We start from the raw sequence: 25,106 nt of genomic DNA on the forward strand, positions 1-25,106 counted from the left end.
AGCTTATCTAGTATCATTCCGGCATGATTCGCAAATCACATTTCGATCCGCAGCGGGTACGCGAGGAAATCGCGATTGCCGCCGCGAGAATGATCGCCGAAGACGGCCTCGACTACTCCACCGCCAAGCGCAAGGCCGCGCGGCAGGTCGTCGGCGAGGCGAAGATCGGCGGGGAATTTCTGCCCGATAACGATCAGATCGAAGAGGAAATCCGCGAATATCAGGCGATTTTCCAAAGCGACAGTCAACCGCTCGTGCTGCGGCGCATGCGCGAAGTCGCGCTCGAATGGATGGAACGCCTGAAGCCCTTCGATCCGTATCTGACGGGCGCGGTGCTCAACGGCACGGCGGGCGAGCATTCGGATGTCCATCTGCAATGCTTTTGCGACAATCCGAAAGAAGTCGCGATCTATCTGCTGAATGCGAACGTGCAATACGACGTCTCGGAGACGCGGCACTTCGCCGGGCGCGGCTATGTCGAGACGCTGAGTTTTCTGCATCGGGTGCGCAATGAGGAGCCGATCGGCGTTCACATCGCGCTTTACGGCGCCGACGATCTCCGCGGCGCCGTGCGCGCGGACGGTCGCGGTCGCCTCGCCCGCGCGAACTCGGCGGCCGTGCGCACACTGCTCGATCACCCCGATGTCCCGCCGCTGGAAATCGGCGGCTGATCTTTCTTCTGGACACTCATGAAAAGCACACGCATTCTGGCGGCCCTCGTGGTCGCGGTCGCCGCGACCGTCGGCGGCTTTTACGCGGGTCACATGTTCACCGGCGGCGATACCGTCGCCGCGCCCCAGCCGAACGGCAACGCCGTCGACCAGCTATGGAAGGCGACGCCGCCGGGTGCGTCGGGCACCGCCGCGCCGCTCGCCTCGTTCAAGGGCAAGCCGGTCGTCGTCAATTTCTGGGCGTCCTGGTGCGGACCCTGCGTGAAGGAAATGCCGACGCTCTCCGCCATGCAGCGCGACTATGCGAAGAAAGGCGTCACGTTCATCGGACTTGGCGTCGATAGCGAAAAGAATGTCAATGATTTCCTTCAGAAGGTTCCCGTTGGCTACCCTGTGTATGTCACCGGCTTCGGCGGCGCGGATCTTGCGCGTAGCTTCGGCAACAGCGCGGGTGGCTTGCCGTTCACCGTCGTGATCGACGCCAAGGGACAGGTCCGCTCGACAAAATTGGGCGAAATCGACGTTGCAGAATTGAAGCACACGCTCGACAGCCTGTAAAAATTCGCCGTTCGTAAGCAGCGGCTTGCGCTAAGTAAGCTGCGAGTTAAGGTACAGTACGGCGATATTGCATGAAATTCGGCATATCGCGCAGCGCGGAGCGGTAATTTGTCCCATAGTTTCGAAGTGGTCTGCACGGTAAAACTAGACAAAATTCTCTAAACGGCGCTAAAGTGCGCCGAATTCCGCACAACCCGAAGCGACTATGACAACTCTGCCGGTGCCACGTGGCCACCTCGCTGCCGTGTCCGACATCTTTGAAAACGATGACGGCTTCGGCGGCGCATCCGCAGTCCTCATGCGCAGCCGGTTCGGGCGCGCGCTTCAAAGCGACCACGCCGGCGCGTTCGACACGCACGCCGTCGGTGTGCCGACCGATTCCGCCGCCGGCGTGCGCAACGTGCGCGTGCGCGTCGGCCTGCCGGCCGCGCCAACGCGCGGCTGAGCAGTCAGAACACCCACAAATCAAGTCAAGCACCGGGCAACCCCGGTCTCCAAGTATTGAAAGGGGATTTTTCGATGGACCTTCGTAAACTGAAAACGCTGATCGACCTCGTCTCGGAATCCGGCATCTCGGAACTGGAAGTGACGGAAGGCGAAGGCAAGGTTCGCATCGTCAAGAACGCCGCGCCCGTTTACATGCAGGCGCCGCAACAGTACGCGCCGCAGGTGCAGGCGCCGGCCGCGCCGCAATTCGCCGGCGCGGGCGAAGCAGGCGCGCCGGCAGCAGCAGCGCCAGCCGCAGCCGCGCCGCAAGGTCATATCGTGACCTCGCCGATGGTCGGCTCGTTCTACCGCGCGCCGTCGCCGGGCGCGGACCCGTTCATTCAGGTCGGCGATACGGTGAAGGAAGGCCAGACGCTCTGCATCATCGAAGCGATGAAGCTCTTGAACGAAATCGAATCGGATAAGGCCGGCGTCGTGAAGGAAATCCTCGTCGAAAACGGACAGGCGGTCGAATACGGCCAGCCGCTCTTCGTGATCGGCGACTAAAGGCGCATCGGGCCAGGCGGCGGATGCGAATTGCATCGGCCCCCCGGCTTACCGCGCCGGCGCTTAAGCGACATCGATCCGTCGAGAAGCGCTTCGCCGATTGGATCCCCGAGGGCCGCTCGCGCGAGCCCGTTGATGAGCCGACCCACTATGTTTGAAAAAATTCTCATTGCGAACCGCGGCGAAATCGCGCTTCGCATCCAGCGCGCGTGCCGCGAGCTGGGCGTCAAGACAGTCGTCGTCTACTCGGAGGCCGACAAGGAAGCGAAGTACGTCAAGCTGGCCGACGAAGCCGTGTGCATCGGGCCAGCGCCTTCCAATCTCTCCTATCTGAATATGCCGGCGCTCATCAGCGCGGCTGAAGTCACCGACGCCGAAGCCATCCACCCCGGCTATGGCTTCCTCTCCGAAAACGCCGATTTCGCCGAGCGCGTCGAGCAATCGGGCTTCACATTCATCGGTCCGCGTCCCGAGACCATCCGCCTGATGGGTGACAAGGTCACCGCGAAGCAAACGATGATCAAGACCGGCGTGCCGTGCGTGCCGGGTTCCGAGGGCGCGTTGCCGGACGATCCGCGCGAGATCGTGAAGATTGCGCGCACGATCGGCTACCCTGTCATCATCAAGGCGGCGGGCGGCGGCGGCGGGCGCGGGATGCGCGTGGTGCACACGGAAGCGGCGCTCGTCAACGCGGTCAACATGACGCGCGAGGAAGCGGGCCGCGCCTTCGGCAACCCGCAGGTCTACATGGAGAAGTTCCTCGAGAACCCGCGGCACATCGAGATTCAGGTGCTGTCGGATTCCTTCCGTAACTCGATCTGGCTCGGCGAGCGTGATTGCTCGATGCAGCGCCGTCACCAGAAGGTGATCGAGGAGGCGCCGGCGCCGGGCATCGCGCGGCGTCTGATCGAGCGCATCGGCGACCGCTGCTCCGACGCCTGCAAGAAGATGGGCTATCTCGGCGCTGGCACCTTCGAGTTCCTTTACGAGAACAACGAGTTCTACTTCATCGAGATGAACACGCGCGTTCAGGTCGAGCACCCGGTGACGGAACTCATCACGGGCGTCGATATCGTGCAGGAACAGATCCGCATCGCCGCGGGCGAAAAGCTGTCGATCCGCCAGAAGGACATTCAGTTCCGCGGCCACGCGATCGAATGCCGCATCAACGCGGAAGATCCGTTCAAGTTCACGCCGTCGCCGGGACGCATCACGTCGTGGCATACGCCGGGCGGCCCGGGCATCCGCGTCGATTCGCACGCGTACGCCAACTACTTCGTTCCGCCGAACTACGATTCGATGATCGGCAAGCTGATCGCGTACGGCGCGACGCGCGAGCAGGCGATCAACCGCATGCGCATCGCGCTGTCGGAAATGGTCGTGGAGGGCATCTCGACCAACATCCCGCTGCATCGCGAGCTGATGATCGACGCCAAGTTCGTCGAAGGCGGCACGAGCATCCACTATCTCGAGAACAAGCTGGCCGCGCGTCAGGCGGCAGTCGCCGAAGAGTCCTGAGAGACACGAGCATGAGTTACCGGGAATTGATCGCCGAGCTGGATCGCGAGCACGCGGAAGCGCTGTCCGACGCGCTGCTTGAAGTCGGCGCGCTGTCGGTGTCCGTCGAGGATGCCGACGCCGACACGCCCGACGAGCAGCCGCTCTTCGGCGAGCCGGGACTCGTGCCCGAGAAGAGTGCGTGGAACCGCTCGCGCGTCGTCGCGCTGCTCGCCGAGGACGCCGATCCCGACGTGCTGCTCGCCGCGGCGGCGAACGAGATCGGCCTCGCGGCGGCGCCGTCTTTCACTGTGCGCGACGTCGAGGAGCAGGATTGGGTGCGTCTCACGCAGGCGCAATTCGATCCGATTTCCATCGGCGAACGCATCTGGGTCGTGCCCTCGTGGCACGACGCGCCCGATCCGAACGCGCTCGTGCTCGAACTCGATCCGGGCCTCGCGTTCGGCACCGGCAGCCATCCGACCACGCGGCTGTGCATGGAATGGCTGGAGCAGTCCGTGCAGCCGGGGCAATCGCTGCTCGATTACGGCTGCGGCTCCGGCATCCTCGCGATCCTCGCGAAGAAGTGTGGTGCCGACCCGGTCGTCGGCATCGACATCGATCCTCAGGCGGTCGAGTCGGCGCGTCAGAACAGCGAGCGCAATCGCGCGGACGTGACCTACGGTTTGCCCGACGCGTGCCCCGCCGGCGATTTCGATATCGTCGTCGCGAACATCCTCTCGAATCCGCTCAAACTGATGGCGTCGATGCTCGCCGCGAAGGTGAAGCCGGGCGGCAGAATCGCGCTGTCGGGCGTGCTCGCGCGACAGGCCGACGAAGTGGCGGCGGTCTATGCCAAATGGATCGACATTGGCGTCTGGCGTGAGCACGAAGGCTGGGTATGCCTCGCGGGAACGCGGCGCGAAAGCCTTTAGAATAGCGCCATCCTCCACGATCAGGCCGTCAGGCCAACGGCACTTTCTATATGGCGCTGGCAACCCGCTGCCCTCACTGCGAAACCGTGTTCAAGCTGGACCCGCACCTGCTCGCGCCGCACGACGGCCGCGTGCGCTGCGGACACTGCCAGGAAGTTTTCGATGCCGCGCATCATCGCTTCGAGCTTCCCGATGAGCCGGCTGCGGCAGCTGTCGCCCAGCATGCCGCGATCATCGACGACGATGTCGCCGTCGGCCCGACGACCAGTTCCGGCGGCGGCCCTGCTCCCGATGTGCCGGTGCACGTTACCGCCCTGCCCGACGCCCCCCTGAAGCCGCGGCCATTCGCACCGCGCAACCTCGAACTCGGAGCAGCCGCGCCGGCAAACCACGCCGATGCACCGTCTCTGCCGGCAGGTTCCAGATCCGGCGCGGATAGCGAACGCACGGTCTACGGCGATGCTCCCGCGTTCGCGGGGGCCGCGGGACAGAATCGCCCTCCGCCGCCGCGCACCGAGCCGGCGCCAGCCGATGCCGCGAACGAGCCGTCGGCGCTGCCCGGGGAAGCGGGGCGCCCGAAGCAGTTCATCCGCGTGGGCGCGCCGCATGCCGACGCCGCGAACTCCGCCCAAGCCGGCGCCGATGCGCCGCTCGGCGAGCCGCCCGTTGCGCCGTTCGATCCGGTCGACGATCGCGCGGAGCCGTTCATCGGGCCGGTTCATGAGCCGGACGTGCAGCCCGTGCAACCTGTGCCGGAGCCACCCGTCGCACCGGCATGGCGCGACGATGCGGAGCCCGGCTTCGGCGGCAAGAAGCCGCCGGCCCCCGCGCGCCGTCTCAGCGCGAACGAAGCGTTTCCCGTTATCCGCGAATCGCGAGAGTCGCGGGGGCCGGCGCGCGTCGCCCCGAGGAAAGGCATGCGCATCGTGGGCATCATCGTCGCCGTGCTGCTGGCGCTGCTGCTGCTCGTGCAGCTCGCGTGGTGGCAACGCGAATCCGTGATGGTCCTCGTGCCCGGCTCCCACGTAATCTATTCGGACGTGTGCGATCAGCTCGGCTGCACGATCTCGCCGCCGCGCAACATCGACGGATTGCAGATCGAGAGCTCGGGCCTTCGTCAGGTCGACGGCCCGCACAAGCTCGAACTGAAGCTGTCGCTGCGCAATCGGCTGGATGTCGCACTGGCGTATCCGGCGCTCGAACTGACACTCCTCGACGACAAGAACAACGTCGCGATCCGTCGCGTGCTCTGGCCGCAGGATTACGCGCGACCGGGTACGATATTCGCCATCGGCCTTCCGCCGCAAAGCGCGCAGCCCGTCGTCGTCCGGCTGGATACGGGCGACGCGGTCGCCGCGAACTACCGGGTTCAGGTCTTCTATCCGTGATCGCGGCCTTGCGCCGTTCGTCACGCGCAAGGCGGCCAGACCAGTGCACACGACGCGCGTCCCTGCCCTCACGGCCCGGTACGCGCGATTTTCCTGTCAGCATCTGACAATTCTCTGGAGCGCAACATGAGTCAAGTTACCCTCGGCGGCAATCCCATCGACGTCAGCGGCACGTTTCCGAGCGCGGGCCAGCAGGCGCCCGAATTCACGCTCGTCGGCGCGGATCTCGGCGACGTCAAGCTCGCGAACTTCGCGGGCAAGCGCAAGGTGCTGAACATCGTCCCGAGTCTCGACACGCCGACCTGCGCCACCTCGACACGCAAGTTCAACGAAGCGGCCGCAGGCCTGAACAACACGGTGGTCGTCGTCGTTTCGGGCGACCTGCCGTTCGCGGCGAAGCGTTTCTGCACGACCGAAGGCATCGCCAATGTCGTGACGGCTTCGACGTTCCGTGGCCACGAGTTCGCGCAAGCCTACGGTGTCGATGTAACGAGCGGCCCGCTCAAGGGCCTGACGGCCCGCGCGGTGGTCGTTCTGGACGAGAACAACAAGGTGCTGCACTCGGAGCTCGTGCCTGAAATCAAGCAGGAGCCGAACTACGACGCAGCGCTTGCCGCACTGAAGTAATTTTTCTGGCGGACCGCTTTTGACGAAAGCGGTCCGCGCATACGAGGCGCGGTGAAACGCTCGCCGCGCGTCGTATGCGCATCTTTCTCCTCGGCCCCTATTCATAAAAAGGACGTTCGCCTTGGCTACGCTCATCTGCGGCTCGCTCGCCTACGACAACATCATGACCTTCCAGGGCCGCTTCGGCGACCATATCCTGCCGGACCAGGTTCACATGCTGAACATCAGCTTCCTGGTGCCGACGATGCGGCGCAACTTCGGCGGCTGCGCGGGCAACATCGCCTATGCGCTGAAGCTGCTGGGCGGCGATCCGAAGATCATGGCGACGCTCGGCGCGGCGGACTCGCAGCTCTACGTCGACCGGCTCGACGCGCTCGGCTTGTCGACGGAATATGTGCGCGTGCTGCCCGATCAGCATTCGGCGCAGTGCTTCATCACCACCGATCTCGCGAACAATCAGATCACCGCCTTCCACCCCGGCGCGATGATGGAGTCGCACCTGAACCGCGCCGATGAAGCGCGAGGCATCTCGCTCGGCATCGTCGCGCCCGACGGCGCGCGAGGCATGCGCGAACACACCGAAGGATTGGCGCGGGCCGGGGTGCCGTTCGTGTTCGATCCGGGCCAGGGATTGCCTATTCTCGAAGGTGTTGAACTTTGTCGCATGATTGAACTCGCCACCTACGTGGCGGTCAACGATTACGAAGCCAAGTTACTGAGCAACAAGACCGGCTGGTCGATCGAAGACATCAAGCGCCGCGTCGACGCCCTCGTGGTCACACGTGGCGAACACGGCGCTCAGATCTACCATGACGATGGCGTGCTCGACGTTCCCTCCGTGAAGGCGCATCAGGTGGTCGATCCAACCGGTTGCGGAGACGCATTCCGCGGCGGCCTCCTGTACGGTATCGAGAACAAGCTTGGCTGGGAGAAAACGGGTCGTCTTGCGAGTCTGATGGGTTCGCTGAAAATCGAACATCAGGGGCCGCAAACCTACGCGCCGACGCGTGCCGAAATCGAAGAGCGTTTCAAACAGGCCTTTGGAAGCAGCCTGTTCTGAGTGATTGGAGTGAAGGAATGAAAACGGTAAGTCGTATCGCGCTGGCAATGGCGCTCGTCGGCTCGGTCGCACTGACGGGCTGCGCCTACAACAGCAGTTCTTCCGACGTTTACACCGCGTCGCAGGCGCAGCGCGAGGAAACAGTACGCATGGCAACCATCGAAAGCGTGCGCGGCGTGAAGATCAGTTCGAACAACGGGCAGCCGACCGGCCTCGGCACGATCGGCGGCGGCGCGCTCGGCGGCGTCGCGGCGGCAAGCGCGATCGGTGGCGGCAATGGATCGATCATCGCGGGCATTATCGGCGGCCTGGCTGGCGCCGTCGCGGGTAACGCGGTCGAGAATAGCGTTGCAATGAAGAACGGTCTGGAGATCACCGTGCGCCTCGACAACGGCGACCTGCGCGCGATCACGCAGACGGCGAACGGCGAAGTCTTCCAGGCGGGCGAGCGGGTGCGTCTGCTGTCAAGCGGCGGAGTCACGCGCGTCACGCACTGACGTATTCGGCGGAGGAATAGACGCCGCAAGGCGAGCAATTCGTCCGGCACGAGCGCATGTATCGAAAGATGCATGCGCTTTTTCTTTGTGCGCTCGAACCGAGCGGCAAGCGCGATGAACTTCTTTCGCCGAAACGAAAAACCCGCCGCCGATTCCCGGCGACGGGTTCAGGCCGGGTAGGCTTACCCGGACTAGGGGCACAGCGCACTGTGCCTGGGTGTCGCGTACTGCGAGAGCTTACGGACGGCTTCCCGTCGGGAACGGCCATGCCGCTGCCGGGTTCAACGCCGTCTTGACCGCAGCGGCCGGAGCCGGAGCAGGCGCCGATACGGTCGTTGCCGTCGTTGCGGGAGCAGCAGCCGTGGTCTTCTTCGCAGCAGCGGCCTTCTTGGCCGGAGCTTTTTTCGCGGGGGCCTTCTTCGCAGCAGGAGCGGGCGCAGGCGCAGCGGCTGCGGTCTTCGCAGCAGCCTTTTTCGCAGGAGCCTTTTTCGCAGCAGCCTTCTTCGCTGCGGCCTTCTTCGCAGGTGCCTTCTTCGCTGCGGCCTTCTTCGCAGGCGCCTTCTTGGCTGCAACCTTCTTCGCGGCTACCTTCTTGGTCGCGACTTTTTTCGCAGCGGCTTTCTTCGCGGGCGCCTTCTTCGCCGCGACCTTCTTCGCTGCAACCTTCTTCGCCGCTACTTTCTTCGTTGCGACTTTCTTGGTTGCCACTTTCTTTGCTGCAACCTTCTTCGCCGCGACCTTCTTCGCCGCTACTTTCTTCGCTGCAACTTTCTTCACAGCGACCTTCTTGGCGGCAACCTTCTTCGCCGGAGCGGCCTTCTTGGCGGTGACTTTCTTTGCTGCAGCCTTCTTGGCGGCGGGTTTTTTCTTGGCAACTGCCATGGTTTTTCTCCTTCAGGTTTTAAAGATGAGAGTCAGTTCAAACAACACCCTTCGTCAAAACCCGCTTCCCACGCGTCGCCTCTCACAGCGCACGCTACGAAGCGGATTATTCATCGGCGTACGCTGATCCCACCTGCTTACGCTAATGAATACGGCAAGGCGCGCCGTGCCCCGAGGCACCGCGCGCCAAATTAAGTCAGCACCGCATCTTCGCGGCGCCGGCCATCGCTTGATCGAGCCAGCGAGCATGCCGCTGGCATTTTCCGGGGGGAAGTTTGCCCATCCCATTGAAGGGATCGCAAAACGCCTGTCTTCCATTCGTGCCGATAGTCGGCTCGCCAAGTCAGTAGGCGCACTTTGCATCAGGCGACCGTTCTCCTAAACCTTGTCGATCAGGCGCGCGTGAGCGACACGCTGCTGCCTGACCGTCCCATCGATTTCGTCTGCAACACGTCCTGGATTTTTATTATTCCCAGGTCAGCGCGCCGCCGGTTTGATACTCAATCACGCGTGTCTCGAAGAAGTTGCGTTCCTTCTTCAAGTCGATCATTTCGCTCATCCACGGGAACGGGTTTTCCTCGTTCGGGAAGAGCGGGTCAAGCCCGATCTGCTGGCAACGCCGGTTGCAGATGAAGCGCAAGTAGCTCTTGAACATCGACGCGTTCAGGCCGAGCACCCCGCGCGGCATGGTGTCTTCAGCGTAGCGATATTCGAGCTCCACCGCTTCCTTGAAGAGCTCGCGGATCTCGGCCTTGAAGTCGGCGGTCCACAGTTGCGGCTCTTCCAGCTTGATCTGGTTGATGAGGTCGATGCCGAAGTTGCAGTGCATCGATTCATCGCGGAGGATGTACTGATACTGCTCCGCCGCGCCCGTCATCTTGTTCTGGCGACCCAGCGCCAGAATCTGCGTGAAGCCGACATAGAAGAACAGGCCTTCCATGATGCAGGCAAACACGATCAACGACTTCAGCAATTTCTGGTCCGCTTCCAGCGTGCCCGTGGTGAAGGCCGGGTCGGTCAACGTCTGGATGAACGGAATGAGGAACTCGTCCTTGTCGCGAATCGACTTGACTTCGTGGTACGCGTTGAAGATCTCGCTTTCATCAAGACCCAGCGATTCGACGATGTACTGGTACGCGTGCGTGTGGATCGCCTCTTCGAACGCCTGGCGCAGCAGAAACTGGCGGCACTCCGGGGCGGTGATGTGACGATACGTGCCGAGCACGATGTTGTTCGCGGCGAGCGAGTCCGCCGTGACGAAGAAGCCGAGGTTGCGCTTGACGATGCGGCGCTCGTCGTCCGAGAGACCGTTCGGGTCTTTCCACAGGGCGATGTCGCGCGACATGTTCACTTCCTGCGGCATCCAGTGGTTCGCACAGCCGGCGAGGTACTTCTCCCACGCCCACTTGTACTTGAACGGCACGAGCTGATTGACGTCGGTCTTGCCGTTGATGATGCGCTTGTCGGCGACATTGACGCGCGCTTCGCTCTGCGCGGCGATTGCGCCGGCGGACGGTGTAGCGGCTGCGGGCGGAACGAAGCCATCGGAGAAGATGTTCGTCGTGTTCGCCTGAGCAGTCTGATGGGTAGCTTGATGAGCTTGCGCGAATTGCGCCGTACCTTGAGCGTTGCGCAACGTGTTCTGTTGCGAAGCGCTCGAGGGAGCTACGGCAGTGGTCTCGTCATCCCAGTTGAGCATAAATTCTCACCATCAATTTAGATCGGTTTGTACCATCTTTTCATGAGCGATAAAAGAGTTTGCTCATGAAAATTCTCGTTTTCATGCGATTTAGATTCGACGTTGCTACCTGCATACAACACTTGGCTCGCGGCCGTAGGTGTGAAGCTCGATGCGACATCTCTTGAATCGTGTGTGAAGCGGTCCTGATCGAGTGACTTCGGAGGCATCGCAGCGTGCTTGCGAGCGGTTTCATCGATGCCTTGAAAGCCTTGCCCCACGGTGCTTTGCGGCCGAGGCGCGATGCATGAAGCGAAGCACATCGCGTTTCGCTTCATGCATCGACTCAATGTCGTAAGTGCGGTCTCGAACGCATGGAAGCGTGACGCGCTTCGATCATCGATCGATGTCTCTCGACGACACTCGATGCGATGCAAAACATGTGTCGAGAAGCGAGCGGTTTGCTACCTTCACTCACCTCTTCGATGAGCTTCGATGCTCGTCATTGAACACACGCCGCACGCCACTCGAAGACACTCGCGCAGGTGTGCTGAACCGCTCGTCATTGCCTGCCGCATGCTTCGAATTCGTTGCCGAAGTTTAGCATTTGACGTCTCGTATTTCCACAATATATTGTGCTTGCAAAACAAGCTAATACAACCTATAGCGTGTTTACGCGACAACCCGTCTCAGCAAAAACACTCATCGCCCTCTCAACGGATCGAGCAGCGAGCGCAGGTTGTTGTGGTCGATCTCATGCATCAACGCGAGCAGCTTGCCGAGCTTGCCCTCTGGAAAACCCTCACGCGCGAACCACGCGAGGTAGTGTCCTGGCAGATCCGCGATGAGCCGATCCTTGTACTTGCCATAGGGCATCGTCTGCGTCACGAGACGTTGCAGGTCCTGCGGGTCCATCGTTTCTTCACTCCTCGTTTCAATGTTCATCGCACCACGCAACGCGCTTCGATCGCTCAGCGACTGCTCCATATCGGTGCCATAATCGCCGCTCTTGCCGCCGAGAGTTGATCGCGATTCGCCATGCCGCTTGCCGTCAAAGCTTTCATTGCCCCTCTCATCGTCGCGTGCGCGATGTTCATGGAAAGCGTCGACGCCAACGTCATCGTCACCGCGATTCCCGAAATGGCGCGCGCCTTCGGACGCGATCCAGTCACGTTGAAGGTCGCCGTCACGAGCTACGTGCTCGGGCTCGGCGTCTTCATACCGATCTGCGGCTGGGTGGCTGACCGCTTCGGCGCACGCGCCGTGTTCCGCGCGGCCATCGGCGTGTTCGTCGCCGGCTCGCTGCTGTGCGCGGCCTCCACTTCGCTCGGCCCCTTCACCGTCGCGCGCTTCATCCAGGGCGTCGGCGGCGCGATGATGGTGCCCGTCGGCCGCATCATCATCTTTCGCTCGGTGCGCCGCTCGGAGTTCATTCGCGCGATGAACTACCTCTCCGTGCCCGCAATGCTCGGACCCGCAGTCGGTCCGTTGCTCGGCGGCTTCATCACGACCTACCTGCACTGGCGTCTGATCTTCTTCATCAACATTCCGATCGGCATCGCCGGCATCTATCTGACCAACCGCTACATCGCCAATTCGCACGAAGATCATCCGGGACGGCTCGACTGGTTCGGCTTCTTCCTCTCCGCGAGCGCTGGCGTGTTGCTGCTGCTCGGCCTCTCCCTCGTCGGCGGCGAACTGATCCCGCAACGCACCGCTTTTGCGATGTGCGCAGCGGGCGCGCTGATGGTCGTGCTGTACTGCATCCACGCGCGCCGCTCGGAGAAGCCGCTGCTCGATCTGCGCTTCTTCCGCGTGCCGACGTTTCAGGCAAGCGTCCTCGGCGGTTCGATGTTTCGCATCGGGCTCGGCGCCGTGCCGTTTCTTCTGCCGCTCGCGCTGCAGGAAGGGCTCGGCATGACTGCGTTCAAGTCCGGCGCGATCACCTGCGCGTCCGCGTTCGGCGGCATGTTCATGCGCTCGCTTGCGTCGCGCGTGCTGCATCGCTTCGGCTTCCGTCAGACGCTCTTCTATAACGCGGCGCTGTCGGGCATCGCCATCGCGGCGTGCGGCTCGTTCTTCCCCGGCACGCCGACCTGGGTGATCTGGGCAGTCGTGCTGCTCGGCGGCTTCTTCCCCGCCTTGCAGTTCACGAGTCTCAACTCGCTCGCGTACGCGGAGATCGAAACGCGCGACGTCGGCCGCGCGACCAGCCTCGCGAGCTTCGTGCAGCAGGTGTCGCTCGGTCTCGGTGTAACGGTTGCGGGCATTACGCTCGAGCTATCGCAGTATCTGAACGGTCATTCGAGCGTGCAATGGTCCGACTTCTGGCCCGCGTTCGTCGTCGTTGGACTGTTCTCTTTTCTTTCGATGCCGATCACCGCGCGGCTCGCGCACGATGCCGGGTCGGAGATTTCGCGTGGCACGCGGGGGTGAGTTCTTTGTACGGCGTTGGTTCTTCCGTCACCGCGCTGTTTGTTCAACAACCGCCCCAATAGACCAACAAGAAAACGGACCCGCCGAAAGCAAAAAAAAAAACGGACCAGCACCGGAGCATTACACCGCTCCGATGCCGGCCCGCCCGACCGGCTCAATCGACGCTTACTGGCAAGCCTCGCACTCGTCGAAGCCCGGATCGCCGGGACGCATCATGCAGACGGGGCCGTCGGCTTCCACTGCCGGCGCGCTCGCTGCCGCGGCATTGAAACCGCCCACGCCCGACGACGCACCACCCGACACGCCACCGAACCCGCCTTGCGCACCTGATGCGCCCGAGCCACCATCGCCCGACGGCACCGCGTTCAGCGCGCCGTGCGCGACCGTCGACTTCTCGACGTGCGTCGCGGCCATCGTGCGGAGGTAGTACGTGGTCTTGAGGCCGCGAATCCACGCGAGCTTGTAGACCTCGTCGAGCTTCTTGCCCGACGCGCCCGCCATGTAGATGTTCAGCGACTGCGCCTGATCGATCCACTTCTGACGGCGCGATGCCGCCTCGACCAGCCACTTCGGATCGACTTCGAACGCGGTCGCGTAGATCGCGCGGAGATCCGCCGGAATGCGGTCGATGCGCGAGAGCGTGCCGTCGAAATACTTCAGGTCCGACACCATCACTTCGTCCCACAGGCCGCGCGCCTTCAGGTCACGCACGAGGTAGTCGTTCACAACCGTGAATTCGCCCGACAGATTCGACTTCACGTACAGGTTCTGGAACGTCGGCTCGATGCACGCCGACACGCCGATGATGTTCGAGATCGTTGCCGTCGGCGCAATCGCCACGCAGTTCGAGTTGCGCATGCCGTGCGTCGAGATGCGCGAGCGCAGTTGCGCCCAGTCCATCGTTTCCGACGTATCGACTTCGACGTAGCCGCCGCGCGCTTGCTCCAGCAGCTTCAGCGAATCCTGCGGAAGAATGCCGCGATCCCACAGCGAGCCGCGATACGTCGCGTAACGGCCGCGCTCTTCCGCGAGTTCCGTCGATGCGTAGTACGCGTAGTAGCACACGGCTTCCATCGAACGATCCGCGAACTCGACCGCTTCGCCCGACGCATACGGCGTGCGCAGCAGATGCAGGCAGTCCTGGAAGCCCATGATGCCCATGCCGACCGGACGATGCTTCAGGTTCGAGTTGCGCGCCTTCGGCACCGCGTAGTAGTTGATGTCGATGACGTTGTCGAGCATGCGCATCGCGACGCTGATGGTGCGCTTCAACTTCGCGTGATCCAGCGCGTAGCTGCCGTCGGCCTGCTTAACCATGTGCGCGACGAGGTTCACGGAGCCCAAGTTGCAGACGGCGATTTCCGTTTCGCTCGTGTTCAGCGTGATTTCCGTGCACAGGTTCGACGAATGCACGACGCCGACGTGCTGTTGCGGCGAGCGCACGTTGCACGGATCCTTGAACGTGATCCACGGATGGCCCGTCTCGAACAGCATGCCGAGCATCTTGCGCCACAGTTGCGCCGCCGGCAGCTTCTTGAACAGCTTGATCTCGCCGCGCGCGGCTTTCTCTTCGTAAGCGACGTAGGCCTTCTCGAAGTCCGCGCCGAACAGGTCGTGCAGGTCCGGGCAGGTCGACGGCGAGAACAGCGTCCAATCGCCGCCTTCGACGACGCGCTTCATGAACAGATCGGGAATCCAGTTCGCCGTGTTCATGTCGTGCGTGCGGCGACGGTCATCGCCCGTGTTCTTGCGCAGCTCCAGGAATTCTTCGATGTCGAGGTGCCACGACTCCAGATACGCGCACACCGCGCCCTTGCGCTTGCCGCCCTGATTCACCGCGACGGCCGTGTCGTTCACCACCTTCAGGAACGGCACGACGCCTTGCGACTTGCCGTTCGTGCCCTTGATATGCGAGCCGAGCGCGCGCACGCGCGTCCAGTCGTTGCCGAGACCGCCCGCGAACTTCGAGAGCAGCGCGTTTTCCTTCAACGCTTCGTAGATGCCGTCCAGATCGTCGGCGACGGTCGTCAGATAGCACGACGACAATTGCGAGCGATGCGTGCCCGAGTTGAAGAGCGTCGGCGTCGACGACATGAAATCGAACGACGAGAGCACGTTGTAAAACTCGATCGCACGCGCTTCGCGGTCGATTTCGTTCAGCGACAGGCCCATCGCGACACGCATGAAGAATGCCTGCGGCAGTTCGATGCGCGTACCTTCGACGTGCAGGAAGTAGCGGTCATAGAGCGTCTGCAGGCCGAGATAGCCGAATTGCAGATCGCGGTTCGCGTCGAGTGCGGCGCCGAGGCGTTTCAGATCGAATTGCTGGAGCTTGTCGTCGAGCAGGCCGGCTTCGACGCCGCGCTTGATGAACAGCGGGAAGTATTCGGCGTAACGCTCGCCCATTTCGGCTTGCGTCACTTCGTCTACGAGAATTTCGCGGCGGATCGTGTGCAGCAGGATGCGTGCGGTGACCTGGCTGTACGCCGGGTCCTTTTCGATCATCGTGCGCGCGGCGAGGATGGCCGAGTCGTAGACCTGGCTCATCGGCACGCCGTCGTACAGGTTCTTCACCGTTTCAGCGACGATCGGCTCGGCGGACACCGCGTCTCCGAGGTTCGCGCACGCCGACACGATCAGCGCCTTCAGCGCGTCGAGATCGAGCGGGCGCGTGACGCCGTTGTCCGTCACGTTGATCGCGCCTTCGGGCGACTGCGTGTTCTGCGTCTGCGCGCGCTCTTGCGAGCGCTGCTGGGTGCGCTTCTCGCGATACAGCACGTACGCGCGCGCAACGTTGTGCTCGCCGCCGCGCATCAGCGCGAGCTCGACCTGATCCTGAATGTCTTCGATATGGAACGTGCCACCATGCGGACGGCTGCGCACGAGCGCGCGCACGACGGCTTGCGTCAGTTGCTCGACGAGTTCGCGCACGCGCGCCGAAGCCGCGCCCTGGCCGCCGTTCACGGCGATGAACGCCTTCGTCACGGCGATCGCGATTTTCGTCGGCTCGAACGACACCACGCTTCCGTTGCGACGGATGACCTTGTAGTCGGCAAACGTCGTGTTCGGCGCAAGCGCTTGTGCTGCGCCCGTGGCCTGCGCACCTGCCATCGGCTGTGCGGATGCGCCTTCGAATGAAGTCGTGGCGTTGTCGGTGGTTTGCATGTGCAAAACTCCTGGTGTTCGAATGGTGCGGATGATCCGCGGATTTATCACTTATGCCGCGCGCGTCATGAGATCGTCATGAAAGTCGCGCGGTGTTTTGACGGTAAAGCCAGGCTGTGAATACAGCAGGCTGGAAACACGAATCGCGGCGCTCACGGCCCGCATTGTTCTTGGCGTCTATGCGGTGCCCGCGTTGGCGCGCGGTGTCGGTCGACGCAATTCGCGCTTGCTTGCATGCCTTCTTCACGGTGCTGCTCGCTGGCGCCCGATGCGCCCGACACCTCTCTCCTCGCAAGAAGAAGCGGTCTCGCGCATCGCCCCGGGCCAGCCCAACTTCTCTACGCCGGAAAGCTGGCGGCGCCGGCTCATCGGAGCGGGCGCCGCCTCAACAACACAAGATCTAGTGCAAAGTACGTCTTTCGGCACCAAGTATAGTGGACATCCGCCGAGTCTCAAAAAGTTTTATTTGCCCTGAGTCCGCCGTTGCGGGGTTGACTTTTGCTATCGCGAAGCACGGCAAGGCCTCGCGCGCGACCCTGCTGCGCCGCAACGAGAAAGACCTTACGCAGCACTCAGATGTTGGACTGAAACGGAAAGAATGAAGGCGGCAGCGCGCTGTCGTGACGCAGGCGCGGCCAGTCGAAGTGCGGGCCGGGATCCGTCTTGCGGCCGGGCGCGATGTCGGAATGCCCGGCCACCGCGTCGATCGGATAGCGCTTCACGACGACGCGCACGAGCGCGACGAGCGCGCGGTACTGCGCGTCTTCGAACGGCACGCGATCGCTGCCTTCGAGTTCGACGCCGATCGAAAAATCATTGCAGCGCTCGCGTCCACAGAACGACGAAACGCCCGCGTGCCACGCGCGTTCATCGCAGGAAACGAACTGTTCGATCGCGCCGTCGCGACGAATCACGAAGTGCGCCGACACGCGCATGCCGCGCAGATGATCGAAGTACGGATGCGCATCGTGATCGAGCTTGTTGAGGAAAAAGTCGGCGATCGAGTTCGTCGTGAAATCGTCCGGCGGCAGGCTGATGTTGTGCACGACGATGAGCGTCGGCACGGCGTCGCCGGGACGCGCCTCGAAGTTCGGCGACGGCAGGCGCGTCGCGGTGCTCAGCCAGCCTTGCGCGTCGATGTGCGGATCGCCTTGCCTGGCGACATGCATGGTCATCGCGCGTCGCGGCCGGTCGGGCGGCTCGCGTAATGGCGTGCGTGATCGGCGCAACAAAAGCGCTCGCCCGCGGCGACGACCGACTCGCTGCGCGGCGTGTGCACGCCGCATTGCGCGCAACGGATCAGCGGATCGGCGAGTTGCGGCGTGCTACCCGCGGCGCCGTTGCCACTGCCATTGCGCGCACGATGCGCACCGTTGGCGCCGCCGGCGGCCGCGCCGCCTGCCTGGGCCTCGCCCTGCTGCGCGCGCTCGTTCGCGCGGCGCAGCTTCTTCAGGAGCCACTGGCTCACAAAGAAGAGGAGGATCAGAAAGAGGAAATTTCGCATCGATTCAATGCCGGTAAGGAGTGCGCCCGTTCGGGCCTTCACGCGTTCAGACGACCGCGCGATGCAGCAGCACTTCGAACACGAAGCGGCTGCCCACATACGCGAGCAACAGCGCGGCGAACGAGGCCAGCACCCAGCGCAATGCGGCGCGTCCGCGCCAGCCCGAGACGCGGCGCGCGGTGAGCAATGCGCCGAACATCAGCCAGGAGACGAAGGCGAACACGGTTTTGTGATCGAAGCGCAGCGCGCGATCGACCAGTTGCTCGTTGAACGCGATACCCGACACGAGCGTGAGCGTGAGCAGCACGAAGCCCGCCGCGATCAGACGGAACAGCAGCTTTTCGAGCGTCAGAAGCGGCGGCAGCGTGTCGAGCCAGCTCGCGAGCCAGCCGTTGCCCGTATGACGCGTCGCCATGCCGCGCATGCGCTGCAGACGGCGTTCGAGCATCAGCATGAGGACGGCGTGCAGCGCGGCGATCGCGAAGAGTCCGTATGCGATGTTCGCGATCAGGAAGTGCAGCTTGAACATCGGCGCCGCGGAGTACGGCAGCACGCGCACGCCGCCGAAGATGAGCGGCAGCAGCGACGCGACGCACGCAAGCGGTAGCACGAGCAGGCGCAGGCCGTCGAGCGGAAAGAAGAAACTTTCGATCCAGTAGATGCCGGCACCGAGCCAGAACATCGCGGAGAGCGCGAACGCGAAGCCGAAGACCATTGCGTTCTGGGGGAAGATGGTCGTGTGCAGCAAGAGGCCGTGGACCAGCAACGCTATTAATAATAGAGCGCGCCCCAATCCGCCCATGCCCGCCGACATCTTCGGCGCCGCCGTGGGCGCCATGCCCGCAGGCACGCCGGCCAGCGCCGGCTCGACGGCCGTGTGGCGATGCGCGCGCCAGCCCGCTACGGCAAGTCCGCCGTAGAGAAGCGCAGTGAGGGCATACAGTACAATATCCATGTTCGAAGTTTACACTAGGCCCTTGAATCGCGACGTTTTCCCCCTTGCGGCAACGCAGGGCGCCGAGTCGTCCCGCGCTGAAAAAGGGCCGCATTCTCTACCTTTTCCCCATGCTCGATAACCTCACTCAACGGATGGCGCGCGTCGTCAAGACGCTACGCGGCGAGGCCCGGCTCACCGAGGCCAACACGCAGGAGATGCTGCGCGAGGTGCGGCTCGCGCTGCTCGAAGCGGACGTGGCGCTGCCGGTCGTGCGGGAGTTCATCGCGAAGGTGAAGGAAAAGGCGCTCGGCGAAGAAGTCGTGTCGAGTCTCTCGCCGGGTCAGGCGCTTGTCGGCGTCGTTCAGAAGGAACTGACGGCGGTGATCGGCGGCGATTACGAAGGCAAGGCCGCCGAGCTGAATCTCGCCGTCGCGCCGCCCGCCGTCATCCTGATGGCAGGCTTGCAGGGCGCGGGCAAGACGACTACGACGGGCAAACTCGCCAAGCTTCTGCGCGAGAAGAGCAAGAAGAAGGTGCTCACCGTGTCCGTCGACGTGTATCGCCCCGCCGCGATCCGCCAGTTGCAGACCGTGACCGAGCAGGTCGGCGCGGACTTTTTCCCGTCGGAAGCGAATCAGAAGCCTGCCGACATCGCGCGCGCGGCGATCGATTGGGCGAAGCGCCACTATCACGACGTTGTGATCGTCGATACGGCCGGTCGCCTCGGTATCGACGAAGCGATGATGAACGAGATCAGCGAGCTGCACGCGCTGCTCAAGCCCGCCGAAACGCTCTTCGTCGTCGATGCCATGCTAGGTCAGGACGCGGTCAACACCGCGAAGGCGTTCAACGACGCGCTGCCGCTCACCGGCGTCGTGCTCACGAAGCTCGACGGCGATTCGCGCGGCGGCGCGGCGCTCTCCGTGCGGCACGTCACCGGCAAGCCGATCAAGTTCGTCGGCGTCGCGGAAAAACTCGACGGGCTCGAAGTCTTCCATCCGGATCGCATGGCGAACCGGATTCTCGGCATGGGCGACATTCTCGCGCTCGTCGAGGAAGCGCAACGCGGCGTCGATCAGCAAGCGGCGCAGAAGCTCGCCGACAAGGTCAAGAAAGGCGGCGACTTCGACCTGAACGACTTCAAGGCACAACTGTCGCAGATGAAGAAGATGGGTGGCCTCTCGTCGCTCATGGACAAATTACCCGCGCAGTTCCAGCAGGCCGCGCAAGGCGCGGACATGAACAACGCGGAAAAGCAGATGCGCCGCATGGAAGGCATCATCAATTCGATGACGCTGCAGGAGCGCGCGAAGCCCGAGCTCATCAAGGCCGCGCGCAAGCGCCGCATCGCCGCCGGCGCGGGCGTGCACGTTCAGGAAGTGAACCGCATGCTCAATCAGTACGAACAGATGCGCGGCATGATGAAGAAGCTGAAAGGCGGCAATCTGCAGAAGATGATGCGCGGCATGAAAGGCATGCTGCCCGGCATGCGCTGAAACGCCCTCACCGAGCCCGCGCTCTTTCGCCCGACGTGGCGCAGAGCGCGGGTTTATCATATGGCGCACGCCGCCGTTTTTTTCCACACTAAGAAGTCAGCCTCTCCCCCGCTTTCCCTATGAATCGCGAAGAAGCCCTCCATATTTTCAGCCACTCCGAAGAGATCGTGACGGCTGACGAAGTCAACGCATCGATCGGCAAGATGGCTGCGGCCATCAAGACGGCGACGCAAGACGACTTCCCGCTCGTGCTCTCGGTCATGGGGGGCGCGGCCGTGTTCACCGGCATGCTGCTGCCGCATCTCGACTTCCCGCTCGAATTCGATTACATCCACCTGACGCGCTATCGCAACGCCATCAAGGGCGGCAGCGAAATGCAATGGCGCGTGGCGCCGGCGGAATCGGTGAAGGATCGCGTCGTGCTCGTGCTCGATGACATCCTCGACGAAGGCGAAACGATGGCCGCGATCCGCGACCGCATCATGGCAATGGGCGCGAAGACGTTCCTGTCCGCCGTGTTGTGCGAGAAGATCATTCCGAAGGCGAAGCCGCTGCGTCCGGATTTTTGTGGATTCGAGGTGCCGGATCGTTACGTCTTCGGATGCGGGATGGATGCGAAGGGCTACTGGCGGAATTTGCCGACGATTCGGGCACTGACCGAAGGCGCGTAACCGCTCTTCGAAACGACGTAAAAAAAGCGGCCGAGGCCGCTTTTTTTATAGCTGATGCACGAAAGTGCGTATACCCGTAAGCATCATCTCGACGGAAATCGCCACGAGCACGAGCCCCATCAAACGCTCGAACGCCGTGACCGCCCGCTCACCGAGCCACTGCTGGATCTTTTCCGCGAGGACCAGCACGATCGCGCAGACGATCATCGTCACCGACAGCGCGCCGATCCATTCGAGCATCTTGCCGGGCGCCTGCGAAGTCAGCAGCATCACCGTCGCGAGCGCGGAAGGGCCCGCCAGCGCGGGAATGGCGAGGGGCACGATCAGCGGCTCGCCGCCGCGCGAATCGCCGCCCATGGGGCCGTCCGGATGCGGGAAGATCATCCGCAGCGCGATGAGAAACAGCACGATCCCGCCGCCGATGCGCAACGACAGATCCGTGAGGTTCATCGCGCGCAGAAACCGATCGCCAGCCAGCATGAAAATCAGCAGGATGACGAACGCGATCGCGACTTCCCGCAGGATCACGACGCGGCGCCGCTCCTTGGCGACACCGCGCAGCGCGTTGATGAAGATCGGAATGTTGCCGAGCGGATCGGTGATCAGCAGCAGCAGGATCGTCGCCGACAGAAAGTTGTACTGCATTACTTCCCGAGCGCGGCTCGCACCTTTGCCGTGACGACGTCCGCCGCTTCATCGACCGGCAGCAGCGTGGCCTCTGTATCGCGACGGCCCTGATACTCGAGCTTGCCTTCCTTCAGCCCGCGATCGCCGATCACGATGCGATGCGGCACGCCGATCAGTTCCCAGTCCGCGAACATCACGCCCGGACGCTCGCCGCGATCGTCCAGGATCACGTCGATGCCCGCTTGCTGCAGCGTCGCGTAGAGCTTGTCGGACTGCTCGCGCACGGCGTCGCTGCGGTCGTAACCCATCGGGCAGATCACGACTTCGAACGGCGCGATGGCTTCCGGCCAGATGATGCCCTTGTCGTCGAAGTTCTGCTCGATCGCGGCGCCCAGCACGCGCGTCACGCCGATGCCGTAGCAGCCCATCTGCATCGGCGCGGGTTTGCCGTTTTCGTCGAGGAAGGTCGCGCCCATCGAATCGGAGTACTTCGTGCCGAGCTGGAACACGTGGCCCACTTCGATGCCACGGCAGATTTCGAGCGTACCTTTGCCATCCGGCGAGGGATCGCCCGCGACGACATTGCGGATGTCCGCCACTTCCGGCTCGGGCAGATCGCGGCCCCAGTTCACGCCGGTCGTGTGGTAATCGACCTCGTTCGTGCCGACAACGAAGTCGCTCATGTTCGCGACCGTGCGATCCGCGATCACGCGCACCGGCTTCTTCGTGCCGATCGGGCCGAGATAGCCCGGCGGCGTGCCGAACCATTCGATGATCTCGGCTTCCGTGGCGAAGCGATAACCCTTCAGGCCAGGCAGCTTGCCAGTCTTGATGTCGTTGAGCGAATGATCGCCGCGCAGCATCAGCAGCCAGATCGTGGGCTCGGCGCCTTCGTTGTCCGTCGCGAGAACGATCGACTTGATCGTGCGTTCGAGCGGAATGTTCAAAAGCTGCGCGACCGCTTCGCACTTCGCTGCGCCCGGCGTCGGCGTCTTCTTCAGTTCTTCCGTGGGTGCGGCGCGCTGCGCGATGAGCGGCAAGGCATCCGCGGCTTCGACGTTCGCTGCGAAGTCCGAGCTCGGGCAATAGGCGATGTCGTCCTCGCCCGTGTCCGCGATCACATGGAATTCATGCGAGCCGCTGCCGCCGATCGAGCCGTTGTCCGCCGCGACCGCCCGGAACTCCAGCCCGATGCGCGTGAAGATGCGCACATAGGCTTCGTACATCTTGCGATACGACTCGGCGAGACCGTCGAGATCCTTATCGAAGGAATAGGCGTCCTTCATGATGAATTCGCGGCCGCGCATCACGCCGAAGCGCGGGCGGATCTCGTCGCGGAACTTCGTTTGAATCTGGTAGAAGTTCACCGGCAACTGGCGATAGCTCTTGATCTCGCGGCGCGCGATGTCCGTGACGACTTCCTCGTGCGTCGGTCCCATTACGAAGTCCCGCTCGTGGCGATCCTTGAAGCGCAGCAGTTCGGGACCGTATTGCTCCCAGCGGCCCGACTCCTGCCACAGTTCGGCGGGCTGCACGGCGGGCATCAGCAACTCCAGCGCGCCCGCGCGGTTCATCTCTTCACGCACGATGGCTTCGACCTTGCGCACCGAGCGCAGGCCGATCGGCATGTAATCGTAGATGCCGCCCGCGACACGACGGATCATGCCGGCGCGCATCATGAGCTTGTGGCTGACGATCTCGGCGTCGGCGGGAGCTTCTTTCAGGGTGCCGATGAAGAAACGGGATGCTTTCATTCAAATTTTCCAAAAGCGGCGCGCGCTTCGGAGCCGTTGCGGCGCCGGAGCAAGCGAAACGAGGGTGAACGACGGAAACGGTCGACGGCATTGCAAGGAAGAAGATTTTGCCGTCTTCCGCGTGGCCTGGCAAAGCGCCTTGCACCCTGCACGGGAAACGTGCCCCGAATTCGGGTTCGTGCCGGTGCGCGGGGTCCGTTAACTGTTTATAATCAAAGCAATTTTAAAGGATTTGAAGGTGGCTGTATGCTGGATCGTGAAGGCTTTCGCCCGAACGTCGGCATCATCCTCTTGAACGCGCGCAACGAAGTGTTTTGGGGCAAGCGGCTGCGTGAACATTCCTGGCAGTTTCCGCAAGGGGGCATCAAATACGGTGAGACCCCTGTGCAAGCGATGTATCGGGAGTTACACGAAGAAACCGGCCTGCTACCGGAGCATGTGAAAGTTGTTGGTCGCACGCGCGACTGGCTGCGTTACGAGGTGCCGGACAAGTTCATCAAGCGCGAGGTGCGCGGACATTATCGCGGTCAGAAACAGATCTGGTTTCTGCTGCGCATGGTGGGACGTGATTGCGACATCTGCCTGCGTGCGACGGACCATCCGGAGTTCGATGCCTGGCGCTGGAACGAGTATTGGGTACCGCTGGATGCGGTCATCGAGTTCAAGCGCGACGTTTATCAAATGGCTCTCACCGAGCTGTCCCGCTTCCTGCGGCGAACCAACTCCCGCGGCGAACGCGGCGAGCGAGCCGCGCATCATGGGCCGCGCTATCCACGCGTGCTCCAGACAATGACGATCGAAGCGCCTGCCGTTACTGCCTCCGGCGCGGCGGTTCAGGCAGAATGCACGGTCAGCGAAGAAGTGCATGTGATCGTGCAGCGCTCATCGTGAACCCGGGCGTGCGACTGATCGCAGCGGTTCCTCGCACACTTTGACACTCGACACGACTTCGATCGATGGCACGGCGAACTTCTCGCCGTGCCATTTCGCTTTGTTCCGCCGGGCGGGCGCTTCGTGTCCCGCGCGCATGTTTCCGGGAAAACTCAATTGAAAGTGAATGCCTCACTCGCGGTAATCGCGGCATCCGCGGCAGTGCTTGCCGTGCTCGCCGGCTGCTCCAGCAACAAAGGCCCGTCCACGCAGGACGACGGCGTCTTCACTTATCTGCTCGATCGCAAATCGACCTGGGCCGAGGAGAAGATCGACACCATGCCGCCTCTGCCGCAGGCGTCGAATCTGATCGCGTTCACCGTATCGCAGAACACGCCGCTCACGTTTTCCGTCGACAAGACGACGCTCACGGTCGGTCAGGATGGCGTCGTGCGTTACGTGATCGTCGCGACGAGCCCGGCGGGCGCGCGAAACGTCAACTATGAAGGCATTCGTTGCGACACCTACGAATGGCGCCGCTACGCGAGCATCAACGACGATCAGAACGGCTGGGATCAGGGTTCCGCGTTCGACTTCAAGCGTATCGAGAACGGCGAGCTGAACGCGTATCAGGCGGCGCTGTATCAGGACTACTTCTGCGCGAGCAAGCTGCCGGTCGGTACGGCGAAGCAGATCGTCAACAACATGCAGTACAAGCGCACGCAGAGCTCGATCAATCTGCGCTGATTTCACGGTGCGCCAAAGTGCAAAAAGCCCGCTGGATGAACTGACCCCGCAAAGTTGGACAGGTTTGGGCTAAGGCCGTGAGGGCTGAGTTCTGTACATTACAGGACTCAGCC

The 25,106-nt window shown here is 62.8% G+C and carries 24 protein-coding genes and 1 pseudogene; 15 read left to right on the forward strand and 10 right to left on the reverse strand.

All coding sequences use genetic code 11. The features are described 5' to 3' along the window. The first annotated feature begins 23 nt into the window (after positions 1 to 23). The 10 genes from NCS58_RS12420 (at position 24) to NCS58_RS12465 (ending at position 8,226) form a co-directional block, all read left to right on the forward strand. Positions 24 to 671 carry a UDP-N-acetylmuramate--alanine ligase gene (locus NCS58_RS12420; protein WP_250490333.1) on the forward strand — a complete coding sequence of 216 codons (648 nt, stop codon included), beginning with the start codon at positions 24 to 26 and terminating at the stop codon, positions 669 to 671. An 18-nt stretch (positions 672 to 689) separates the two neighbouring features. After that, complete coding sequence (locus NCS58_RS12425) at positions 690 to 1,229, forward strand: TlpA disulfide reductase family protein (RefSeq protein ID WP_250538532.1); 540 nt, start codon at positions 690 to 692, stop codon at positions 1,227 to 1,229. 205 nt (positions 1,230 to 1,434) lie between these two features. Next, the gene (locus NCS58_RS12430; protein WP_250538533.1) at positions 1,435 to 1,674 is read left to right on the forward strand and encodes a hypothetical protein; all 240 of its coding nucleotides are present in this window, start codon (positions 1,435 to 1,437) and stop codon (positions 1,672 to 1,674) included. 74 nt (positions 1,675 to 1,748) lie between these two features. Beyond that, positions 1,749 to 2,222: an acetyl-CoA carboxylase biotin carboxyl carrier protein gene (gene accB / locus NCS58_RS12435; RefSeq protein ID WP_250477090.1), complete on the forward strand. Its 474-nt coding sequence runs from the start codon at positions 1,749 to 1,751 to the stop codon at positions 2,220 to 2,222. A gap of 150 nt (positions 2,223 to 2,372) precedes the next feature. Next, complete coding sequence (gene accC, locus NCS58_RS12440) at positions 2,373 to 3,740, forward strand: acetyl-CoA carboxylase biotin carboxylase subunit (RefSeq protein WP_061121395.1); 1,368 nt, start codon at positions 2,373 to 2,375, stop codon at positions 3,738 to 3,740. Between the two features lie 11 nt (positions 3,741 to 3,751). Further along, positions 3,752 to 4,654: a 50S ribosomal protein L11 methyltransferase gene (gene prmA / locus NCS58_RS12445; RefSeq protein ID WP_250490335.1), complete on the forward strand. Its 903-nt coding sequence runs from the start codon at positions 3,752 to 3,754 to the stop codon at positions 4,652 to 4,654. A 50-nt stretch (positions 4,655 to 4,704) separates the two neighbouring features. Beyond that, a complete protein-coding gene (locus tag NCS58_RS12450) occupies positions 4,705 to 6,042 on the forward strand; it encodes a zinc-ribbon and DUF3426 domain-containing protein (RefSeq protein WP_250477092.1) in 1,338 nt (445 codons plus the stop codon). Between the two features lie 126 nt (positions 6,043 to 6,168). Next, positions 6,169 to 6,669: a thiol peroxidase gene (gene tpx, locus NCS58_RS12455; protein WP_250538534.1), complete on the forward strand. Its 501-nt coding sequence runs from the start codon at positions 6,169 to 6,171 to the stop codon at positions 6,667 to 6,669. A gap of 121 nt (positions 6,670 to 6,790) precedes the next feature. Then, a complete protein-coding gene (locus NCS58_RS12460; protein WP_250538535.1) occupies positions 6,791 to 7,729 on the forward strand; it encodes a carbohydrate kinase family protein in 939 nt (312 codons plus the stop codon). Between the two features lie 17 nt (positions 7,730 to 7,746). After that, positions 7,747 to 8,226 (forward strand): glycine zipper 2TM domain-containing protein, encoded by a 480-nt coding sequence (locus NCS58_RS12465; RefSeq protein ID WP_061121390.1) that lies wholly within the window; start codon positions 7,747 to 7,749, stop codon positions 8,224 to 8,226. Positions 8,227 to 8,463: 237 nt separating this feature from the next. Here the strand turns inward: NCS58_RS12465 and NCS58_RS12470 are convergent, their stop codons facing one another. From NCS58_RS12470 to NCS58_RS12485, 4 genes and pseudogenes are all read right to left on the reverse strand, one after another. Next, positions 8,464 to 9,108, reverse strand: coding sequence for a histone H1-like DNA-binding protein (locus NCS58_RS12470; RefSeq protein WP_086961579.1), 645 nt, complete (start codon positions 9,106 to 9,108; stop codon positions 8,464 to 8,466). 32 nt (positions 9,109 to 9,140) lie between these two features. Then, positions 9,141 to 9,471 (reverse strand): annotated as a pseudogene (locus tag NCS58_RS12475) (hypothetical protein). Between the two features lie 103 nt (positions 9,472 to 9,574). After that, positions 9,575 to 10,807 (reverse strand): ribonucleotide-diphosphate reductase subunit beta, encoded by a 1,233-nt coding sequence (locus tag NCS58_RS12480; protein ID WP_061121388.1) that lies wholly within the window; start codon positions 10,805 to 10,807, stop codon positions 9,575 to 9,577. A gap of 681 nt (positions 10,808 to 11,488) precedes the next feature. After that, positions 11,489 to 11,701: a DUF3820 family protein gene (locus NCS58_RS12485; RefSeq protein ID WP_035507762.1), complete on the reverse strand. Its 213-nt coding sequence runs from the start codon at positions 11,699 to 11,701 to the stop codon at positions 11,489 to 11,491. A gap of 123 nt (positions 11,702 to 11,824) precedes the next feature. On the opposite strand from NCS58_RS12485, the gene NCS58_RS12490 reads away from it, so the two are divergent. Continuing rightward, complete coding sequence (locus NCS58_RS12490) at positions 11,825 to 13,222, forward strand: MFS transporter (RefSeq protein WP_061121386.1); 1,398 nt, start codon at positions 11,825 to 11,827, stop codon at positions 13,220 to 13,222. Positions 13,223 to 13,387: 165 nt separating this feature from the next. On the opposite strand, the gene NCS58_RS12495 is transcribed toward NCS58_RS12490, so the two are convergent. The 4 genes from NCS58_RS12495 to NCS58_RS12510 all read right to left on the reverse strand — a co-directional run bounded on the left by NCS58_RS12495 (position 13,388) and on the right by NCS58_RS12510 (position 18,846). Then, positions 13,388 to 16,387, reverse strand: coding sequence for a ribonucleoside-diphosphate reductase subunit alpha (locus NCS58_RS12495; protein ID WP_250538536.1), 3,000 nt, complete (start codon positions 16,385 to 16,387; stop codon positions 13,388 to 13,390). A gap of 572 nt (positions 16,388 to 16,959) precedes the next feature. Next, positions 16,960 to 17,562, reverse strand: a complete 603-nt coding sequence (gene ampD, locus NCS58_RS12500; protein ID WP_061121384.1) for a 1,6-anhydro-N-acetylmuramyl-L-alanine amidase AmpD — start codon at positions 17,560 to 17,562, stop codon at positions 16,960 to 16,962. Next, a complete protein-coding gene (locus tag NCS58_RS12505) occupies positions 17,559 to 17,891 on the reverse strand; it encodes a PP0621 family protein (RefSeq protein ID WP_250538537.1) in 333 nt (110 codons plus the stop codon). Before NCS58_RS12505 ends, ampD begins: the two co-directional genes overlap by 4 nt. A 46-nt stretch (positions 17,892 to 17,937) precedes the next feature. Beyond that, a complete protein-coding gene (locus NCS58_RS12510; RefSeq protein ID WP_061121383.1) occupies positions 17,938 to 18,846 on the reverse strand; it encodes an inner membrane protein YpjD in 909 nt (302 codons plus the stop codon). 110 nt (positions 18,847 to 18,956) lie between these two features. Between NCS58_RS12510 and ffh the strand changes: the two genes are divergently transcribed. After that, on the forward strand, positions 18,957 to 20,324 hold the full coding sequence (ffh, locus tag NCS58_RS12515) for a signal recognition particle protein (protein ID WP_250477096.1): 1,368 nt from the start codon (positions 18,957 to 18,959) through the stop codon (positions 20,322 to 20,324). A 119-nt stretch (positions 20,325 to 20,443) separates the two neighbouring features. Next, positions 20,444 to 20,995, forward strand: coding sequence for a hypoxanthine-guanine phosphoribosyltransferase (locus NCS58_RS12520; RefSeq protein ID WP_061121381.1), 552 nt, complete (start codon positions 20,444 to 20,446; stop codon positions 20,993 to 20,995). A 45-nt stretch (positions 20,996 to 21,040) separates the two neighbouring features. On the opposite strand, the gene NCS58_RS12525 is transcribed toward NCS58_RS12520, so the two are convergent. Beyond that, a complete protein-coding gene (locus NCS58_RS12525; protein ID WP_061121380.1) occupies positions 21,041 to 21,640 on the reverse strand; it encodes a MarC family protein in 600 nt (199 codons plus the stop codon). Further along, complete coding sequence (locus tag NCS58_RS12530; protein ID WP_250538538.1) at positions 21,640 to 23,376, reverse strand: proline--tRNA ligase; 1,737 nt, start codon at positions 23,374 to 23,376, stop codon at positions 21,640 to 21,642. Before NCS58_RS12530 ends, NCS58_RS12525 begins: the two co-directional genes overlap by 1 nt. 246 nt (positions 23,377 to 23,622) lie before the next feature. On the opposite strand from NCS58_RS12530, the gene NCS58_RS12535 reads away from it, so the two are divergent. Next, on the forward strand, positions 23,623 to 24,267 hold the full coding sequence (locus NCS58_RS12535; RefSeq protein WP_061121378.1) for an RNA pyrophosphohydrolase: 645 nt from the start codon (positions 23,623 to 23,625) through the stop codon (positions 24,265 to 24,267). A 162-nt stretch (positions 24,268 to 24,429) separates the two neighbouring features. Continuing rightward, the gene (locus tag NCS58_RS12540; RefSeq protein WP_061121419.1) at positions 24,430 to 24,993 is read left to right on the forward strand and encodes a CNP1-like family protein; all 564 of its coding nucleotides are present in this window, start codon (positions 24,430 to 24,432) and stop codon (positions 24,991 to 24,993) included. The last annotated feature ends 113 nt before the right edge of the window (positions 24,994 to 25,106 follow it).

The organism is Caballeronia sp. INML3B (genome assembly GCF_023631305.1).
GTDB lineage: Bacteria > Pseudomonadota > Gammaproteobacteria > Burkholderiales > Burkholderiaceae > Caballeronia > Caballeronia turbans.

Excerpts from the sequence above, each read along its gene's own strand:
- NCS58_RS12420 (WP_250490333.1), top strand. The coding sequence starts at position 24 with ATGATTCGCAAATCACATTTCGATCCGCAGCGGGTACGCGAGGAAATC.
- NCS58_RS12425 (WP_250538532.1), top strand. The coding sequence starts at position 690 with ATGAAAAGCACACGCATTCTGGCGGCCCTCGTGGTCGCGGTCGCCGCG.
- NCS58_RS12430 (WP_250538533.1), top strand. The coding sequence starts at position 1,435 with ATGACAACTCTGCCGGTGCCACGTGGCCACCTCGCTGCCGTGTCCGAC.
- accB (WP_250477090.1), top strand. The coding sequence starts at position 1,749 with ATGGACCTTCGTAAACTGAAAACGCTGATCGACCTCGTCTCGGAATCC.
- accC (WP_061121395.1), top strand. The coding sequence starts at position 2,373 with ATGTTTGAAAAAATTCTCATTGCGAACCGCGGCGAAATCGCGCTTCGC.
- prmA (WP_250490335.1), top strand. The coding sequence starts at position 3,752 with ATGAGTTACCGGGAATTGATCGCCGAGCTGGATCGCGAGCACGCGGAA.
- NCS58_RS12450 (WP_250477092.1), top strand. The coding sequence starts at position 4,705 with ATGGCGCTGGCAACCCGCTGCCCTCACTGCGAAACCGTGTTCAAGCTG.
- tpx (WP_250538534.1), top strand. The coding sequence starts at position 6,169 with ATGAGTCAAGTTACCCTCGGCGGCAATCCCATCGACGTCAGCGGCACG.
- NCS58_RS12465 (WP_061121390.1), top strand. The coding sequence starts at position 7,747 with ATGAAAACGGTAAGTCGTATCGCGCTGGCAATGGCGCTCGTCGGCTCG.
- NCS58_RS12470 (WP_086961579.1), bottom strand. The coding sequence starts at position 9,108 with ATGGCAGTTGCCAAGAAAAAACCCGCCGCCAAGAAGGCTGCAGCAAAG.
- NCS58_RS12480 (WP_061121388.1), bottom strand. The coding sequence starts at position 10,807 with ATGCTCAACTGGGATGACGAGACCACTGCCGTAGCTCCCTCGAGCGCT.
- NCS58_RS12485 (WP_035507762.1), bottom strand. The coding sequence starts at position 11,701 with ATGGACCCGCAGGACCTGCAACGTCTCGTGACGCAGACGATGCCCTAT.
- NCS58_RS12490 (WP_061121386.1), top strand. The coding sequence starts at position 11,825 with ATGCCGCTTGCCGTCAAAGCTTTCATTGCCCCTCTCATCGTCGCGTGC.
- NCS58_RS12495 (WP_250538536.1), bottom strand. The coding sequence starts at position 16,387 with ATGCAAACCACCGACAACGCCACGACTTCATTCGAAGGCGCATCCGCA.
- ampD (WP_061121384.1), bottom strand. The coding sequence starts at position 17,562 with ATGACCATGCATGTCGCCAGGCAAGGCGATCCGCACATCGACGCGCAA.
- NCS58_RS12505 (WP_250538537.1), bottom strand. The coding sequence starts at position 17,891 with ATGCGAAATTTCCTCTTTCTGATCCTCCTCTTCTTTGTGAGCCAGTGG.
- NCS58_RS12510 (WP_061121383.1), bottom strand. The coding sequence starts at position 18,846 with ATGGATATTGTACTGTATGCCCTCACTGCGCTTCTCTACGGCGGACTT.
- ffh (WP_250477096.1), top strand. The coding sequence starts at position 18,957 with ATGCTCGATAACCTCACTCAACGGATGGCGCGCGTCGTCAAGACGCTA.
- NCS58_RS12520 (WP_061121381.1), top strand. The coding sequence starts at position 20,444 with ATGAATCGCGAAGAAGCCCTCCATATTTTCAGCCACTCCGAAGAGATC.
- NCS58_RS12525 (WP_061121380.1), bottom strand. The coding sequence starts at position 21,640 with ATGCAGTACAACTTTCTGTCGGCGACGATCCTGCTGCTGCTGATCACC.
- NCS58_RS12530 (WP_250538538.1), bottom strand. The coding sequence starts at position 23,376 with ATGAAAGCATCCCGTTTCTTCATCGGCACCCTGAAAGAAGCTCCCGCC.
- NCS58_RS12535 (WP_061121378.1), top strand. The coding sequence starts at position 23,623 with ATGCTGGATCGTGAAGGCTTTCGCCCGAACGTCGGCATCATCCTCTTG.